The organism is Pseudoxanthomonas sp. z9 (genome assembly GCF_006542425.1).
GTDB lineage: Bacteria > Pseudomonadota > Gammaproteobacteria > Xanthomonadales > Xanthomonadaceae > Pseudoxanthomonas_A.
Map to the genome: position 1 here is coordinate 85,143 of NZ_VFID01000007.1, position 17,335 is coordinate 102,477.

Annotated in this window: 16 protein-coding genes; 11 read left to right on the plus strand and 5 right to left on the minus strand. The window is 68.2% G+C overall.

Annotation, left to right across the window (positions count from 1 at the left end; genetic code table 11):
• Positions 1-43: 43 nt before the first annotated feature.
• Positions 44-1,342 (plus strand): nucleoside transporter C-terminal domain-containing protein, encoded by a 1,299-nt coding sequence (locus FG323_RS07455; protein WP_141453897.1) that lies wholly within the window; start codon positions 44-46, stop codon positions 1,340-1,342.
• A gap of 84 nt (positions 1,343-1,426) precedes the next feature.
• A complete protein-coding gene (locus tag FG323_RS07460) occupies positions 1,427-2,392 on the plus strand; it encodes a ribokinase (protein WP_141453898.1) in 966 nt (321 codons plus the stop codon).
• A gap of 30 nt (positions 2,393-2,422) precedes the next feature.
• Here the strand turns inward: FG323_RS07460 and FG323_RS07465 are convergent, their stop codons facing one another.
• Together FG323_RS07465 and FG323_RS07470 are read right to left on the minus strand one after the other, a co-directional pair.
• Positions 2,423-3,091 (minus strand): hypothetical protein, encoded by a 669-nt coding sequence (locus tag FG323_RS07465; protein WP_141453899.1) that lies wholly within the window; start codon positions 3,089-3,091, stop codon positions 2,423-2,425.
• On the minus strand, positions 3,088-3,912 hold the full coding sequence (locus FG323_RS07470; protein ID WP_141453900.1) for a hypothetical protein: 825 nt from the start codon (positions 3,910-3,912) through the stop codon (positions 3,088-3,090). Before FG323_RS07470 ends, FG323_RS07465 begins: the two co-directional genes overlap by 4 nt.
• 200 nt (positions 3,913-4,112) lie before the next feature.
• Here FG323_RS07470 and FG323_RS07475 point away from each other — a divergent pair, with 200 nt between their 5' ends.
• From FG323_RS07475 to FG323_RS07495, 5 genes are all read left to right on the plus strand, one after another.
• Positions 4,113-6,278: a TonB-dependent receptor gene (locus tag FG323_RS07475; protein WP_181444120.1), complete on the plus strand. Its 2,166-nt coding sequence runs from the start codon at positions 4,113-4,115 to the stop codon at positions 6,276-6,278.
• A gap of 24 nt (positions 6,279-6,302) precedes the next feature.
• Entirely contained in the window at positions 6,303-7,418 is a 1,116-nt protein-coding gene (locus FG323_RS07480) for a PepSY-associated TM helix domain-containing protein (RefSeq protein WP_141453902.1), read from the plus strand.
• Positions 7,419-7,466: 48 nt separating this feature from the next.
• Positions 7,467-7,802, plus strand: a complete 336-nt coding sequence (locus FG323_RS07485) for a YegP family protein (RefSeq protein WP_141453903.1) — start codon at positions 7,467-7,469, stop codon at positions 7,800-7,802.
• Between the two features lie 69 nt (positions 7,803-7,871).
• Positions 7,872-8,870 carry a tRNA dihydrouridine synthase DusB gene (gene dusB / locus FG323_RS07490; protein ID WP_141453904.1) on the plus strand — a complete coding sequence of 333 codons (999 nt, stop codon included), beginning with the start codon at positions 7,872-7,874 and terminating at the stop codon, positions 8,868-8,870.
• A 13-nt stretch (positions 8,871-8,883) separates the two neighbouring features.
• Positions 8,884-9,708 carry a class I SAM-dependent methyltransferase gene (locus tag FG323_RS07495; RefSeq protein WP_141453905.1) on the plus strand — a complete coding sequence of 275 codons (825 nt, stop codon included), beginning with the start codon at positions 8,884-8,886 and terminating at the stop codon, positions 9,706-9,708.
• 27 nt (positions 9,709-9,735) lie between these two features.
• Here FG323_RS07495 and FG323_RS07500 read toward each other — a convergent pair whose 3' ends face one another.
• From FG323_RS07500 to FG323_RS07510, 3 genes are all read right to left on the minus strand, one after another.
• Complete coding sequence (locus FG323_RS07500; protein WP_141453906.1) at positions 9,736-10,827, minus strand: metal-dependent hydrolase; 1,092 nt, start codon at positions 10,825-10,827, stop codon at positions 9,736-9,738.
• Positions 10,828-11,020: 193 nt separating this feature from the next.
• Positions 11,021-11,845, minus strand: a complete 825-nt coding sequence (locus tag FG323_RS07505; RefSeq protein ID WP_141453907.1) for a UDP-2,3-diacylglucosamine diphosphatase — start codon at positions 11,843-11,845, stop codon at positions 11,021-11,023.
• A complete protein-coding gene (locus FG323_RS07510) occupies positions 11,842-13,557 on the minus strand; it encodes a GNAT family N-acyltransferase (protein WP_141453908.1) in 1,716 nt (571 codons plus the stop codon). Before FG323_RS07510 ends, FG323_RS07505 begins: the two co-directional genes overlap by 4 nt.
• 215 nt (positions 13,558-13,772) lie before the next feature.
• Here FG323_RS07510 and metK point away from each other — a divergent pair, with 215 nt between their 5' ends.
• The 4 genes from metK (at position 13,773) to FG323_RS07530 (ending at position 17,317) form a co-directional block, all read left to right on the plus strand.
• Complete coding sequence (gene metK / locus FG323_RS07515; protein ID WP_141453909.1) at positions 13,773-14,984, plus strand: methionine adenosyltransferase; 1,212 nt, start codon at positions 13,773-13,775, stop codon at positions 14,982-14,984.
• Between the two features lie 131 nt (positions 14,985-15,115).
• Positions 15,116-15,742, plus strand: coding sequence for a CDP-alcohol phosphatidyltransferase family protein (locus FG323_RS07520; protein WP_141453910.1), 627 nt, complete (start codon positions 15,116-15,118; stop codon positions 15,740-15,742).
• Between the two features lies 1 nt (position 15,743).
• On the plus strand, positions 15,744-16,337 hold the full coding sequence (locus FG323_RS07525; protein ID WP_141453911.1) for a lysophospholipid acyltransferase family protein: 594 nt from the start codon (positions 15,744-15,746) through the stop codon (positions 16,335-16,337).
• A gap of 80 nt (positions 16,338-16,417) precedes the next feature.
• Positions 16,418-17,317, plus strand: a complete 900-nt coding sequence (locus tag FG323_RS07530; protein WP_255470141.1) for a phosphatidate cytidylyltransferase — start codon at positions 16,418-16,420, stop codon at positions 17,315-17,317.
• Positions 17,318-17,335: the final 18 nt, after the last annotated feature.

The following is a 17,335-nucleotide window of genomic DNA, read 5'->3' on the forward strand; positions in this document are numbered from 1 at the left end:
AGACTGCCGCCTTTGAACGACGCTTAGTGGTCTGGGGGATTGCATGGTGGAAGCTCTGGGGCGGATCGGCTTCGGCCTGTTCGGCCTGGCGGTACTGATCGGTATCGCCTGGCTGTTCTCGAACAATCGCCGCTCCGTCGACTGGCGGCTGGTGCTCACCGGCATCCTGCTCCAGATCGGCTTCGCCGCCATCGTGTTGCTGGTGCCGGGCGGGCGCGACGTGTTCGACTGGCTGGGCCAGGGCTTCGTGAACGTGCTGAGCTTCGTCAACGAGGGCTCCAACTTCATCTTCGGCGGCCTGATGGACACCTCCAAGGTCGGCTTCATCTTCGCCTTCCAGGTGCTGCCCACCATCATCTTCTTCTCCGCACTGATGGGCGTGCTCTACCACCTGGGCGTGATGCAGGCGGTGGTGCGGGCGATGGCCTGGGCCATCACCAAGGTGATGAACGTTTCCGGCGCCGAAACCACCAGCGTCTGCGCCAGCGTGTTCATCGGCCAGACCGAGGCGCCGCTGACCGTGCGCCCGTACATCCCGCGGATGACCGAGTCCGAACTGATCACCATGATGATCGGCGGCATGGCCCACATCGCCGGCGGCGTGCTGGCGGCCTACGTGGGCATGCTGGGCGGCAGCGATCCGGTGCAACAGGCGTTCTATGCCAAGCACCTGCTGGCGGCCTCGATCATGGCCGCGCCCGCCACCCTCGTCGTGGCCAAGCTGCTGATCCCGGAAACCGGCACGCCGCTGACCCGCGGCACGGTGAAGATGGAAGTGGAGAAGACCACCAGCAACGTCATCGATGCGGCCGCGGCCGGTGCCGGCGACGGCCTGCGCCTGGCGCTGAACATCGGCGCGATGCTGCTGGCCTTCATCGCCCTGATCGCGCTGCTCAACGCACCGCTGACCTGGCTGGGCGAAATCAGCGGCCTGCAGGCGATGTTGGGCAAGCCGACCAGCCTGTCCACCCTGCTGGGTTACCTGCTGGCCCCGATCGCCTGGGTGATCGGCACGCCATGGGCGGACGCCACCACCGTGGGTTCGCTGATTGGCCAGAAGGTCGTGATCAACGAATTCGTCGCCTATACCGAACTGGCCAAGGTCGTGAATGGCCAGGTGCCGGGCATGATGCTGAGCGACGAAGGCCGCCTGATCGCGACCTACGCGCTGTGCGGCTTCGCCAACTTCAGCTCGATCGCGATCCAGATCGGCGGCATTGGCGGCCTCGCGCCGGAGCGGCGCGCCGACCTGGCCCGCTTCGGCCTGCGCGCGGTGCTGGGTGGATCCATCGCCACCTTCATGACCGCGACGATTGCCGGCGTGCTGACCCACTTCGGCTGATCGCCGCTTTCCGTTATCACACACCGCCGGAGACGATGCGCTCCGGCGGGCAACCGCCCCGCCCGAAAAAACCTGATCACCTCCATGTCCAGCGTCACCCTCGTCGGTTCCTTCAATGTCGATCACGTCTGGCGCTGCGATCAGTTGCCGGCACCCGGCGCCACCATCGCCGGCCGCTACGACACCGGCCCCGGCGGCAAGGGCTTCAACCAGGCCATCGCCTCGGTGCGCGCGGGCGCGGACACGCGCTTCGTCTGTGCGCTGGGCGATGACGCCGGCGGACAACTGGCCCGCGGCCTGGCCACGGACAACGGCCTGGCATTGATCGCGCAGGCATCGGCCGAGCCGACCGGCACCGCCGGCATCTACGTCGATGCGATGGGGCGCAACACCATCGTGATCGGCGCGGGCGCCAATGCCGATCTGTCGGTCGATTTCGTCGAGACGCAGCGCGATGCGATCACCGGCGCCGGCGCGTTGCTGGTGCAACTGGAATCGCCGCTGGACAGCGTGCTGGCCGCCCTGCGCGCCGCGCGCGGGCACGGGGTGCCCACGCTGCTCAACCCTGCCCCGGCCAACTCCGCGACCACGGTCGAACTGCTGTCGCTGGCCGACGTGCTGACGCCCAACGAAACCGAGTTCGCCGCCCTGCTCGCCCGCCACGTCGGCGAACGGGTGGCGCCGGAGGATGTGGCCGCGCTGGACGGCCAGCGCCTGCACGCGCTGTGCCGTGAAGTGCTTCCGCGCGGCACGGTGGTCATCACCCTCGGCGCCACCGGCGTGTTCGTCTCGCACGCCGAGGAGCAGCAACGCGGCGATGCCAGGATGTTCTATCGGCATCCGGCCGAGTCGGTGACCGCGATCGACACCACCGGCGCGGGCGATGCCTTCAACGGTGCGCTGGCCGCGTCGCTGGTGCATGCGCCGGACGCCGCGTTCGCCGAGCATGTGCGCTTCGCCAACCGTTATGCCGCGCTGTCCACCGAACGCGCGGGCGCGGCATTGGCCATGCCCACGCGGGCGGATGTGCAGGCGCGCTTCGGCGACTGATTCATACGGCGTCGGCTGCGACCGTGGCCGTCACGCCTGTCCGATCCGTGCTCGGGCTCCGGCCAGCCAGCGCCAGAAGCGATCATCGGATTGATGATCGTGCAGGCTGGCAATCCGCCTGACGATGATCGACGCGGTCGCCGGGACGTCCAGATCCAGATCGCGTTCGACAAGGGCGCGGAATCTCAGCGGAGGCCGATAGTCTTCCGCCGGGCCATAGCCCATGGCATACGCCTCGGCCGGCGCCATCGCGAAATAGTCCGGTGCCGACAGCTCCGGATAACCCAGGGCCAGCAGGCGCAGCAGATGCATCGGGTCGTCGGCCAGTTCGCACAGCAGCGCGGGTCCCTCGGGGGCACCGACATGAACCAGCCGCTGGTGGCCATGGTCGTCCAGCCACAGGCCGGCCCGGGAACCATCCAGTCCGGTGTCGACGAACAGCACCAGGCGATCGTTGACGGCGGCCTGATCGCTGCGCGTCCAGGCCCGGGTGTCCTCGATCCTGGGCACTTTCAGGGTGATCACGGACGATCCGGGTTCCGCGCCGGGGTAAAGACGCGCGACGTTTCCGCTTTTTCCGCCGCCGACGAAGCCGTTCAAATCCAGCCAGTCCAGCGCATGCCAAAGCAGCGGCGGCAGCGGATTGACCGCCGGAAAGGCCGCGGCCACGCGCGCGGCGAAACCGGTCCCGCGTTTCATGCGGACCTCCCGCCGGCGGTGGCAGGGTCGTTGAGATGCCCGTCCCGGGTATTGCCCAGTTGTTCTGCCAGTCCGTGCACCTGGGCGGCGAAGCCGCCTTCCTCATGATCCAGGGCCAGCCGCAGTGAAGCCGGGACCATCGTCAACGCGATCGTGCTGACCCGTCCACGCGGCGTCGGGAATGCGGCGGGAATCGTGGCGGCGCGTACGCCGACCAGGACCGTCACCAGCCCGGCGGCGGAAAGCCAGCCATCCGGCAATCCCGTCGCCTTCATCTGCAGGCTGAAGGCGCCCTGCGCGCGCAGCAGCGAAAGGAAGCCGCCATGGGCCACCGCGTTCTGGCTGACCTGGTGGACGAGCTCGAACAACCAGGAGGTTCCCGGATCGGCCAGCGCGCCGCGCGCTTCGGCGTAGACCTCGATACCCAGACCGGCCGTGGTCGTGCCGGCACCGGCGGCGTCCAGGGGATTGCCCGGATCGAAGGGATCAAAGGGATCGGAAAGCCCATCGCTGAAGATCAATGTCGTGTCGGGACGCTGGATCACCCGCCAGGACTGGCGCAGTGCCGGCCAGACCGGACCGCGGGTGAACACCGGATGCCGGGGCGGCGGCAGCGGATACGGCCTGACGTTGCCCAGGCCGGCGAAGAAGGTCTGGCGCGCTCCCGCCATCGCGGTCAGCGCGGCTTCGTTGAGCCTCGGTTCCTGCGCGGTGGCGAAGGGCGAGGCAGGGTTGTGGGACGCCCTGGGGGCGCCCGGCGGAAGCGATCCGGCGCCGTCGGACGTCGTGTTCGGTTCTATGTCTATGTTCCAGCGGTTCATGGGATGGCGAGGACTCCAGGCGATGCGCCGTGGAATCCCCCTCCCGGCGCGCCTCTGGACAAGACCACGCCGGTCGCATCAGGGACCATCGGAAAGGTCCTAAAAGCCGGGACGCCACGTCATTCCGGAACCGGGGCACGCGCTCGTACCGATAACGTTTCTCATTTACAATGCCACGGATTTCATTCCACCCCACCCCCATGCATTCCCATCGCCCCCATCTGCTGGCAGCCGCCCTGCTGGCCGCTCTCCCCACCCTCGCGTACGCCCAGGCTGGCGCCATCGACGCACCGGTCGAACTCGACCGCGTCAGCGTTTCGGCCAGCACCAGTCGCATTCCCGACTCCGCCGCCGCGCTGCCCAACACCATCACCGTGATCGACAAGGTCCAGCTCGACCAGCAGCTGGCGCTGACCCAGGACCTGTCGCAGGTGCTGGCCAACCTGATTCCCTCGTTCACGCCCTCCCGGCAGAAGCTGACCAATGCCGGCGAGAACCTGCGCGGCCGCAAGCCGCTGTACCTGGTGGACGGCGTGCCGCAGTCCACCCCGCTGCGCGAAGGCGGCCGTGACGGCCATACCATCGACCCGGCGATGATCGAACGCATCGAAGTCATCCACGGCGCCAACGCGATGCAGGGCCTGGGGGCTTCCGGCGGCATCATCAACATCATCACCAAGCGCGCGCCGCGCAAGGATGGCGATCGCTTCCACGATGTTTCCGTGGGCGCCAGCACCGCGCTGCCGCACGAGAGCGACAGCACCGGCTACCGCGCCTCCTACGTGTTCGGCATGCGCGAAGGCGCGTTCGATTTCGTCGGCGGCACCTCCTACGCCAGCGAAGGGCTGTACTACGACGGCGACGGCCGCGCGATCGCGGTCAACGACGTGCAGGGCGACCTGATGGACGCGCGCAGCCACAACCTGTTCGCCAAGGCCGGCTGGAACATCGACGAGAACCGTCGCCTGCAGCTCAGCGCCAACCGCTACGAGCTGGTGGGCAACAACGACTACGTGACGGTGAACGGCAATCCGGCCACCGGCCAGCTGGCGACCTCGGTGCGCGGCAGCAAGCCCGGCGAGGGCACCCGCAACCTGTCCACCTCGCTGAGCGTGGACTACACCGACAAGGACCTGGCCGGCGGCTACCTGCAGGCGCAGTTGTACTGGGTGGACTTCAAGGGCCGCTACGGCGGCACCGACTGGGAGGACTTCTGGGGCGACGGCCGCGACCTGCACTGGTTCGATCAGTCGCAGAACCTGTCCGAGAAGCTGGGCGGCAAGTTCAGCTGGTCGCGCGGCAACCTGTTCGACCAGAACCTGCGGGTGACCCTGGGCCTGGACATTGCCCGCGACAAGACCCAGCAGGAACTGGTGCGCGCGCGCATGGCCTGGGTGCCGGAAACCATCTACGAATCCTGGTCGCCGTTCGTGCAGGCCGAGTGGTGGATGACCGAATCGCTGATGTTCACCGCCGGCCTGCGCCACGAGCGCGGCAAGCTGAAGGTGGACGACTACCTGACGGTTCCGGATCAGCGCACCAACCCGCCGGGCGTCCGCGGCACCCGTTATTTCGTCGCCGGCGGCGAACCGGAAACCCGCGAGACCATGCCCAACGCCGGCATCGTCTGGGAAGTCACCGATTCGTTGAAGCTGTACGCCTCGTATTCGGAGGGCTACACCGTCGCCGACATCGGCCGCGTCCTGCGCGGCATCACCGCGCCCGACCAGCGCGTCGCCAACCTCGTCGATCTGCAGCCGGTGATCGCCGACAACCAGGAAATCGGCCTGGATTACGACGACGGCCGCTGGCTGGTGCATCTGGCAGCGTACTGGTCCGACTCGGATCTCGGCGCGCGCCTGAACTACGATACCGCCACCCGCACCTACAAGGTCGCGCGCGAGCGTACCGAGATCAAGGGCATCGACGGCAGCGTCGCCTACCAGGCGCAGAACGGCATGCGCGCCGGCGTGGCATACGCACGCAGCGAAGGCCGCTATGACAGCGATCGCGACAACCGCGTGGACAGCGATCTGCCGGGCGTGAACGTCAGCCCCGACCGCTGGACCGCGTTCTGGGAAGTGCCGGTGACGCCGTCGGCCGATCTGCGCCTGCAGGCCAGCCGCTCGCAGGATCGCAGCTTCGCTTTGCGCGGCGTCACCAACCCCAATACCCGCTTCGACGGCTACACCACCGTGGATCTGCTCAGCCGCTTCCGCCTGCCGGTCGGCACGCTCAGCGTCGGCATCGAGAACCTGTTCAACGAGCAGTACGTGACCTACTACTCGCAGAGCACGCCGCGCGAGGACACCTATGTCGCCGGGCGCGGACGGGTGCTGTCGCTGAGCTGGGCGCATCGCTTCTAAGCCGCAACGATCACAACGCCCCGCATGCCGCACCGCCAGGCCAGGTCTCCTTCCACGCCGCCACGCCATCGCGTTCGCGGCGCGCTGAAGTGGCTGCACCTGTGGCTGGGGCTGATCGTCGGCACGGTGTTCGCGCTGGTCGCGCTGAGCGGCACGGTGCTGACCTTCCAGCGGGAAATCCTGCTCGCCCAGCACCCGGAATGGACACGAAAACCGCTACCGGACGCGGATGCGCAGGCGAAGGCGTTCACGCGCCTGCTGGCCGAATGGCAGCCGCGTGGACTTCGCTCGGCGGACATTCCCGGTGCGCGCCTGCCGGTCTGGCAGGCGTATTTTCCGGACGGCGAACGTCGCTACTTCGATCCGGCCAGCGGCGAACTGATGCTGGTCCGCAACGCCGACAACGATCCGGTGCTGTGGCTGCGCGAACTGCACACCCATCTGCTGTACGGTGAGACCGGTGAGGACCTGCTCGGCATCTGCGGGCTGATCGCGATCTTCCTGCTGCTGTCCGGGCTGTACCTGTGGTGGCCACGCAAGGGGGCGCTGGCGGCCAGCCTGCGCTGGCACGCCGGTCCGCCGACCCGGCGCTGGCTGAGCTGGCACCGCAGCACCGGCGCGCTGCTGTTGCCGTTGCTGCTGCTGGCGACGGTGACCGGGGTGGCGATTGTCTATCACGACGTGGCCCGCCCCGCGCTGCGCTGGAGTTTCGACGACGGCCCCGAGGTGGTGCCGCCGCTGCCGATGGCCCCGCGCGAAGCCGATGTCGACTGGGCGGCGATCCTGCGTGCCGCGCAAGCGGCGGTGGAGGGCGGCGAGCTGCGGCGCATTTCGCCACCGGACGAAAAGGACGCGCTGGTCACGATCCGCTACCGCGCCGTCGGCGAATGGCACCCGAATGGCCGCAGCCAGGTCTGGCTGGATCCCTACGCCGCCCGCGTGGTCCAGGTCCATACCGCCACCCGCCAGGGCGTGGGCGCGCGCATCGACGAGGCCATGTATCCGCTGCACGGCGGCTTCATCGGCGGCTGGCCGTGGCAATGGGCGGTGGCGGCGTCCGGCCTGCTGCCGCCGTTCTTCCTGGTCACCGGCTTCCTGTTCTGGCGCGCGCGCCGTCGCCGTACCGTCACGGATCCTTAAGACGCCACGGCTAAGCTCGCCAGGCCACCCGTTTCCAAGGAGGACTCCATGGCAGGCAAGTTCGTGATCGGCAAGCGCAGCAATGGCGATTTCCAGTTCAACCTGAAGGCCGGCAACGGCCAGGTCATCCTGAGCAGCCAGGGCTACGCCGACAAGTCCGGCTGCAGGAACGGCATCGATTCGGTGAAGAAGAACAGCACCGATGACGGCCGCTACGAGCGCAAGCTGTCCACCAACAACAAGTTCTACTTCAACCTGCTGGCGGGCAACGGCCAGGTCATCGGCACCAGCGAAATGTACGAATCCGAATCCAGCCGCGACAACGGCATCGGTTCGGTGAAGAACCATGCCGGGGACGCCCAGGTCGTCGACGAGACGGCCTGACCCCGCTCCGCGCGATGCGGTCCGGACCGGGCCGCGCCCGCTGCCCCCGCGACGGGTAAAATGGCCGGCATGCAGATCGGCCCGCACCGCATCGATACCCCGGTGATCCTGGCTCCCATGGCCGGGGTCACCGACAAGCCGTTCCGGCAGCTGTGCAAGCGGCTGGGCGCCGGGCTGGCGGTGTCGGAAATGACCATCAGCGACCCGCGCTTCTGGAACACCGACAAATCGCGCCGGCGCATGGATCATGACGGCGAACCGGCGCCGATCAGCGTCCAGATCGCCGGCACCGAGCCGCGCCAGCTGGCCGAGGCCGCACGCTACAACGTCGATCACGGCGCCCAGATCATCGATATCAACATGGGTTGCCCGGCCAAGAAGGTCTGCAACGCCTGGGCCGGCTCGGCGCTGATGCGCGACGAATCGCTGGTGGCGCGAATACTGGAAGCGGTGGTCGGCGCGGTCGAAGTACCGGTCACCCTGAAGATCCGCACCGGCTGGGATTGCGATCACCGCAACGGTCCGGTGATCGCGCGCATCGCCGAGGCCAGCGGCATCGCCGCGCTGGCGGTGCATGGTCGCACCCGCGACCAGCACTACACCGGCCAGGCCGAGTACGCGACCATCGCCGCGATCAAGGCCGAACTGCGCATTCCGGTGTTCGCCAACGGCGACGTCGATTCGCCGCACAAGGCCGCGGCGGTACTGAAGGCCACCGGCGCGGACGCGGTGATGATCGGCCGCGCCGCCCAGGGCCGGCCCTGGATCTTCCGCGAGGTGGCGCATTTCCTCGCCACCGGCGATCTCCTGCCCGCACCCGCGCTGTCGGAAGTCCGTGATGTCCTGCTCGGCCATCTGCATGCGCTGCATGGGTTCTACGGCGAGGCGCAGGGCGTGCGCATCGCCCGCAAGCACCTGGGCTGGTATGCAAAGGATCGTCCCGAGAACGCCGCCTTCCGCGCGGTGGTCAACCGCGCCGAAACCGCCGAAGCGCAGATCGCGCTGACCACCGATTACTTCGACGCCCTGATCGCGGGCGTCGTCCCGGAGCTGCCCGCCGCCGCCTGACCGGAGCCGTGCCATGAGCGAATCCCCGTCTCCCGCGTACCTGCACGGTTTCTCGCCGGTGGAGCAGGCCCGCCTGATGAAGCAGGCACGGCTGGCCGAATCCACCATCTTCAGCCGCATCGACTACACCGGCGTGCGGCGTGTGCTGGAAGTCGGCAGCGGAGTCGGCGCGCAGACCGAAATCCTGCTGCGGCGGTTCCCCGACATCCACGTGACCTGCGTGGACCTGAATTCGCTGCAACTGGAAGCCGCGCGCCGCAATCTGGCCCAGATGCCCTGGTGCCGCGAACGCTACGAGCTGCACCAGGCCGATGCCACCAACCTGCCGTTCGAACCGCGCACCTTCGATGCCGCGTTCCTGTGCTGGGTGCTGGAACACGTGCCCTCGCCGCAGCGGGTGCTCAACGAGGTGCGCCGCGTGCTCGCGCCCGGCTCGCCGGTCTACGTCACCGAGGTGATGAACTCCTCGTTCCTGCTGCATCCGTACTCGCCCAACGTGTGGCGCTATTGGATGGCGTTCAACGATTTCCAGTACGACAACGGCGGGGATCCGTTCGTCGGCGCCAAGCTCGGCAACCTGCTGCTGGCTGGCGGTTTCCGCGACGTGCAGACGGAGATCAAGACCTTCCATTTCGACAACCGCGAACCGGCGCGGCGCAAGACCATGATCGCGTTCTGGGAGGAACTGCTGCTGTCGGCGTCCGAGCAGTTGCTGGAGGCGGGCCGGGTCACCCCGGACGTGGTCGAGGGCATGCGTCGCGAAATGAACGACGTGCAGAACGATCCGAACGCGGTGTTCTTCTACGCGTTCGTGCAGGCCAGCGCGACCGTCTACTGATTGCCCGTACTATCGGTATCGTTTCACTCACGGTGCTCCCGGAACCGCGGCCTCCGCCGGCGGTTCCTCCACGATGACGCTGCGCAGGGTGCGCGCATCGGCATGCCAGATGCGATGCCACATCGCCGCCAGCAGCGTCCGCAGCCCGCGCCAGCCGGATATCGGCGCCTGCCAGGGCTGCTGCACCGGCGGCATCGGCTGCCAACCGCCCCCCTGCCGTCGCGCGACCTCGAAACTGAAGTTGTAGTCCGGCTCCAGCCCCATCCGCAGATCCGACAGCACCAGCACGCCGTCGTCCCGTACCCGCGCGCGCATGAAGCCGCGGTTGAACCATTGCAGGCGTTGCACCGCGGGAATCCCGCGGGCTTCGGCCAGGGCCTGGACGTTGGAGGGATAGCCGCGGAAGTTCATCGGACCGCGATCCGAGGCAATCGAATACTCCGCCTCCACGTAGCCGGACGGCGTCATCGCCACCACCCGCCACAGCAGCGTGTTGAATGGCATGGGCACGCTGAAGTACGGCGCATCGCCCAACCCCATCGCCGCCAGCGAGCGTTCGGCGACCCGGTCGACCTGGGCCTTGGCCAGCAGCGACCAGCCCAGGTAGGCGCTGCTCAGCACCAGTCCGGCCAGCAATGCGCGCCGAGCGGCGACCCGGTCGCACCACCACCACGCCAGCACGCAGGCGATCAGCAGCCAGATCGTGTACAGCGGATCGATGATGAAGACGCTCGACCACATCGTCGGATGCGGTTGCAGCGGCCACCACAGCTGGGTGCCGTAGACGGTGAACGCGTCCAGCAGCGGATGGGTAATCAGGGCCAGCTGGATCGCCCAGAACCAGCGCGCTGGCGCCTGCGCGACGCGGCCGTTGCGTCGCTTGCACAGCCACCAGATCAGCCAGCCCACCCACGGCAGCACGAACAGCGAATGGCTGAAGCTGCGGTGCATCGTCATCAAGGCCACCGGATCATCGGTGAGCAACAGGATCGGCAGGCTGTCGAGGTCGGGCAACGTGCCGAGCGCCGCACCGGCCAGCAGGGCCGCGCGTCGATGGCCGGCGGGTGCGATGGCGGCGGCGATGGCGCCGCCGAGGACGATCTGGGAGAGGGAATCCATGGCGGGATGCTAGCAGTTGGTTGGCGGGTGATCTGGCAAAGGCCAATCCCCCTCGGTCCCCCTTTTTCAAAGGGGGAGGTGGTTCCTTAATCAAAAAGGGGGCTGCTTTTCATGCCCCCTTTGGAAAAGGGGGCGGGCGGCCGCACAGCGGGCGACGGGGGATTTGCTTTTCGCGCTGAAACCAACCCGGCTATCAGGCCGCCTTCGCTTCCGGCCGCTCCAGCGCCACCAGCCGCAGGCGCGGTGGAATCTCGCCCAGCACCTGTCCAGTATGCGACAGCAGGCGCAGCGTGCCGTCGGCTTCCTCGCTGAGCGCGGTCAGGCTTTCCACCCAGTCGCCGTCGTTGGCGTACACCAGGCCGTCGCGCTGCAACAACGCCGCGCGATGGATGTGACCGCAGAGGATGCCGTCCAGGCCGCGACGGCGCGCATCGTCCAGGCCCGCCTGCACGAAGCGGCCGATGTAGCGCTCGGCCGCGTCGCTCTGGCGCTTGAGGTACTCGGCCAGCGACCAGTAGCGCAGGCCCAGCCGACGGCGGATGCGGTTGGTCAGGCGGTTGCCGGTGAGGATGCGGTAGTACAGCCAGTCGCCGAACTTTTCCTGCAGCCCGCCGAAGTGGGTGATGCCGTCGTAATCGTCGCCGTGCGTGACCAGCAGCCGGCGGCCATCGGCGGTCACGTGGATGGCGCGGCGGCGCACCTGCATCGCCGGCAGCATCAGCCCGCAGAAACGGCGGATCGGACGGTCGTGGTTGCCGGGCACGTAGATCAGCTCGGTGCCGTTGCGTGCCAGCGCATGCAATTGTTCGATCACCCGATTGTGGGCGGCATCCCAGTTGGCGCGGCGTTGCGCCATCCACCACAAATCGACGATGTCGCCCACCAGATACAGGCGGCGGCAGCGCAGGGTCGCCAGGAAATCGGCGAACTCGGCGGCGTGGCAATGCTTGGAACCCAGATGGACATCGGAAACGAAGACCGCCCGCCGGATGCCCGCGTCGACGGCCTGCGGGCTCATGCCGGCACCGCCTCGGCGGACGGCTGCAGGTAGCGCGCCCGCTTCTTTGGCCGGATACGATGCAGATCCACTTCGATCAAACCGTCGATGGAATCGCAGAAGGCCGGATCCACGCCGAAGGCGAGGAAGCGCGCGCCGCCGGGTTCGCACAGGTCCGTGTATTGCTTGTACAGCATCGGCACGCTGGCGCCGAGCGCGTCCAGGTTGGCCTTGAGCACGCGGAACGCGGTATCGGCGTCCATCCCGCCGTAGCTCGGCGGCGCGGCCGAATAGCGGAACGGATGCCGCGACACCGCGTCGCGGCTGTCCACGCCGTAGTAGCGGGCGTAGTAGGAAACGATCTGCTCGCGCGCATCACGCGGCAGCGCCGCGCTCATCGACACCGCACCGAACAGGTAGCGCACCCGCGGGTGCCGGCACAGGTAGGCGCCGATGCCCTGCCAAAGGTAGTCGATGCTGCGGCTGCCCCAGTACTCCGGGACGACGAAGCTGCGCCCCAGTTCCATGCCCTCGGCGATGCGCGGCAACGCATCGTCGGCATAGCGGAACAGCGAGGCGGTATACAGGCCCTTCAGGCCGTGCCCGGCCAGCACCGGCGCGCCGCGCGCGATGCGGTAGGCGCCGGCGATCTTCCGCGCCTGTTCATCCCATAGCACGATGTGCTCGTACCAGGCGTCGTAGGGATCCACGTCCAGGCGCTTGCCGGTGCCCTCGCCCACTTCGCGGAAGGTCAGCTCGCGCAGGCGGCCGATTTCACGCAGCACCGGTGAATCCGGGGCCAGCCGGCCCACGCAGATGCGCTTGCCGTCGGTGGTGCGGCCCAGTCTTTCCAGCGCGTCGACCGCGACGGCCAGGCGGGCCGGATCCACCGGTGGCACCAGCGGCTCGGGCGCTGCCGCTTCGTTGCGCTGCGCCTCGCGGCGACCCAGCGCGTACAGCGCGCGGCGTACCCGTTGCAGCGCGGTCTGGCTGTCCTCGTCGGCGGCGATGGTCATCGGCGTGCCGACCCGCAAGGCGATGCGGCGCTGGCTGCGCTTGAACATCTCGCGCGCCAGCAGGGCGGTGCCGGCCGGCTTGAACAGCGCGGAGGCGCCATAGAAGAACGCGGAATTGCGCGCCTGCACCCGGATCGGCAGGACCGGCGTGCCGGTGCTGCGGGCGAAGCGCAGGAAGCCGCGCCGCCAGCGGGTGTCGGTGATGCCGCGCGGTCCCAGCCGCGAGACCTCGCCGGCCGGGAACACGATGACGCACTGTTCCGCTTCCAGCGCCTGCTCGACCGCGCGGATGCTCTCCGGGCGGGGATTGCCCCCCAGGATCCGCACCGGCAGCAGCAGGCCGGACAGGTTGTCGATGCTGGTCAGCAGGTCGTTGGCGACGATCCTCACGTCGCGGCGGATGCCGCCGACGAAATCCAGCAAGGCCATCGCGTCCAGCGCGCCGGAGGGATGGTTGGCGACGATCAGCAGGCGCCCGGTCGCCGGCACCCGCGCGCGCTCGGCCGCATCGACCGAGTAGCGCAGGTTGAGGAAGTCGATGGCCGCCTGCAGGAAGGCGAAGTCGCGCAGATGGGCGTGCCCGGCCAGAAAGGCGTAGGCCTGGTCCAGCCGCGACCAGCGGCCCAGGGTACGCAGCAGCGGCCGGGTCAGGCCGGCGCGACGGCCACGGAACCAGTGGGGGTAGCGTTCGGCAATCTGCTGTTCCAGCGGGCGCATGGTCGCTCGGATCCGGCCGGGGTCGGCGGGTTTCGCCGCGCAGCCTGCGCCCGCCGCGCGACAGCCCGATGGCAGCGGCGTGGCGGTTGCATGACAGCCCGGGACGGCCCCGGCTTAACGCAAGGACCATCCTGAACGGCGCAGAATGCACGCACCGCCCGGCGCGTGTATCATTCGCGCCCATCTTTTCATCCGAATACAGGGATATAAGCCCGATGTCCAACTACCTGTTCACGTCCGAATCGGTCTCCGAAGGCCATCCGGACAAGATCGCCGACCAGATTTCCGACGCCGTGCTGGACGCCATCCTGGCCCAGGACAAGCGCGCTCGCGTGGCTTGCGAAACGCTGGTCAAGACCGGCGTGGCCATCGTGGCCGGCGAGATCACCACCTCGGCGTGGATCGATCTGGAAGCGCTGACCCGCAAGGTGATCCTGGACATCGGCTACGACAGCAGCGACGTCGGCTTCGACGGCGCCACCTGCGGCGTGCTCAACCTGATCGGCAAGCAGTCCCCGGACATCAACCAGGGCGTCGACCGCAAGAAGCCGGAAGAACAGGGCGCGGGCGACCAGGGCCTGATGTTCGGCTACGCCACCAACGAGACCGACAGCTACATGCCGGCGGCGATCCACCTGTCGCACCGCCTGGTCGAGCAGCAGGCCAAGGTCCGCAAGAAGAAGAACTCGCCGCTGCCGTGGCTGCGCCCGGACGCCAAGAGCCAGGTCACCCTGCGCTACGAAAACGGCAAGGCCGTGGCGATCGACGCGGTGGTGCTGTCCACCCAGCATGATCCGGACGTCAAGCAGAAGGATCTGGTCGAGGCCGTGCGCGAGCACATCCTCAAGCCGGTGCTGCCGGCCAAGTGGCTGCACAAGGGCACCAAGTTCCACATCAACCCGACCGGCAAGTTCGTCATCGGCGGCCCGGTGGGCGACTGCGGCCTGACCGGCCGCAAGATCATCGTCGACACCTACGGCGGCTGGGCCCGCCACGGTGGCGGCGCGTTCTCGGGCAAGGATCCGTCCAAGGTGGATCGCTCCGCCGCCTACGCCGCGCGCTACGTCGCCAAGAACGTGGTCGCCGCCGGCCTGGCCGATCGCTGCGAGGTGCAGGTCTCCTACGCCATCGGCGTGGCCGAGCCGACCTCGATCTCGGTGACCACCTTCGGCACCGGCAAGATCAGCGACGACAAGATCGAGAAGCTGATCCGCAAGCACTTCGATCTGCGTCCGTACGGCATCATCCAGATGCTGGACCTGATCCACCCGATGTACCAGGCCACCGCGTCCTACGGCCACTTCGGCCGCAAGCCGCACGAGATCAGCTACCTCGACGGCGCCGGCAAGAAGCACACCGGCACCGCGTTCTCGTGGGAAAAGACCGATCGCGCCGAAGCCCTGCGCAAGGACGCCGGCCTGAAGTAAGCCGGCACGCGCGAACGCCTCCGGAAAGACCCCGCTTCGGCGGGGTTTTTCTTTTTCGGTCCCGCCCCTCGCGCGGGTGGAAGGATGACGCTGACCGGTCCGGACCCCGCATTTCGTCTATTCTCCCTGCTATGGGGAAATCATCCGAACGACGACCGATTGCCGCGCGCGGCAGCGGCTGGGCGCGCGCATCGAGCGCGGCGCTGGCGCGCTCACGGGTCACGCCCAACCAGATCTCGGTGCTCAGCATCTTCTTCGCGGCGGTCGGCGCGGCGATGCTGGCGTGGGTGCCCTCCACGGCCGGCCTGTTGCTGTGCGCGGCCTGCGTGCAGTTGCGCCTGCTGTGCAACCTGCTGGACGGCATGGTCGCGATGGAAGGCGGCAAGCAGACGCCCACCGGCGCGCTGTACAACGAATTCCCGGATCGCATCGCCGATTCGCTGCTGATCGTCGGCCTGGGCTACGCCGCCGGCCTGCCCTGGCTGGGCTGGCTGGGCGCGCTGCTGGCCGCCCTTACCGCCTACGTGCGCCTGTCCGGCGGCAGCCTGGGCCTGGCCCAGGATTTCCGCGGACCGATGGCCAAGCAGCACCGCATGGCGGTGCTCACCGTGGCCTGCCTGCTCGCCATCGCCGAACGCCATTCGACCGGCACGGCATGGGTGCTGCCCGCGGCCGCGTGGATCATCGCCATAGGCTCGCTGCTGACCTGCGTCACCCGCACCCGCGCGATCGCCGCGCAGCTGCAGGGAAAAACCTGAGATGGCCTCACGCCTGCTGGCTGGCCTGGCCCATCTGTTCTTCGGCGCGTACCCGCGCTGGCAGGGCTCGCGGCCGGAGCCGCGCCAACGGATCTATTTCGCCAACCACGCCAGCCATATCGACACGGTGGCGCTGTGGGCCGCGTTGCCGCCGCCACTGCGTGCGCATACGCGACCGGTGGCCGCGCGTGACTACTGGGGCCACGGACCAAGGCGCTGGCTGGCCCGGCACGGCTTCAACGCGGTGCTGATCGATCGCCAGCGCAGCACACCCGATCAGGATCTGCTGGAGCCGCTGTACGAGGCGCTGGACGCCGGCGATTCGCTGATCCTGTTCCCGGAAGGCACCCGCAACCACGACATCCACCCGCAGGCGTTCAAGTCCGGACTGTTCCACCTGGCGCGCCGCTATCCGCAGGTGGAATTCATCGCGGTCTACCTGGACAACGCGCGCCGCTGCCTGCCCAAGGGCAGCCTGGTGCCGGTGCCGCTGGTGTGCACGGTGCGCTTCGGCGCGCCGGTCGCGCTGCGGCCGGACGAGGACAAGGACGCCTTCCTCGAACGTGCCCGCGCGGCGGTGGTGGCGCTGGCATGAACCTGATTCCCTCCGATCTGCCGGTGGGCGGCTTCCTGCAGGCCGCCATCGCCCGCGCGCCGCAGACGTTCTGGGGGGTGATGGGCGGGATCGGCGCGTTGTTGCTGCTGGCCAGCCTGATCGGCTGGATGCTGTACCGGCGCAAGCCCGGCCCGGTGATCGACAACCTCAACGCGCGCATCCGCGCGTGGTGGGTGATGGCGGCGGTGCTGGCCACCTGCTTCCTGCTGGGCAAGGTGGCGACGCTGATCCTGTTCGGCCTGCTGTCATTCCTGGCCCTGCGCGAGTTCATCAGCCTGACCCCGACCCGGCGCGGCGATCACCTGGCACTATGCCTGTGCTTCTACGTCGCCATCCCGTTGCAGTACTGGCTGATCGGAATCGACTGGTACGGGCTGTTCGTGGTGTGTATCCCGGTGTACGGCTTCCTGTTGCTGCCGGCGGTGTCGGCGCTGTCCGGCGATACCGAGGATTTCCTCGCCCGCAGCGCCAAGGTGCAGTGGGGCCTGATGCTGGCGGTGTACTGCCTCAGCCACGCGCCGGCGCTGCTGCTGTTGCGCATCCCCGGCTACGAGGGGCAGAACCTGATGCTGCTGCTGTACCTGCTGCTGGTGGTGCAGTTGAGCGACGTGCTGCAGTACGTGTTCGGCAAGCTGTTCGGCCGGCACCTGCTGGCGCCGCAGGTCAGTCCGTCCAAGACCGTGGAAGGACTGGTTGGCGGGGGCCTGGCCGCCGCGGGAGTGGGCGCGGCGCTGTGGTGGATCACCCCGTTTACCCCGCTGCAGTCCGGCCTGCTGTCGCTGCTGATCGTGCTGTGTGGTTTCCTCGGCGGGCTGGCGCTGTCGGCGGTCAAGCGCAGCCTGGGGGCCAAGGACTGGGGCGAGATGATCGAGGGCCACGGCGGCATGCTGGACCGACTGGACTCGGTGGTGTTCGCCGCACCGATCTTCTTCCACGTGGTCCGTTACGGGTTCCAGTAGGACAACCATCGCCGCGGA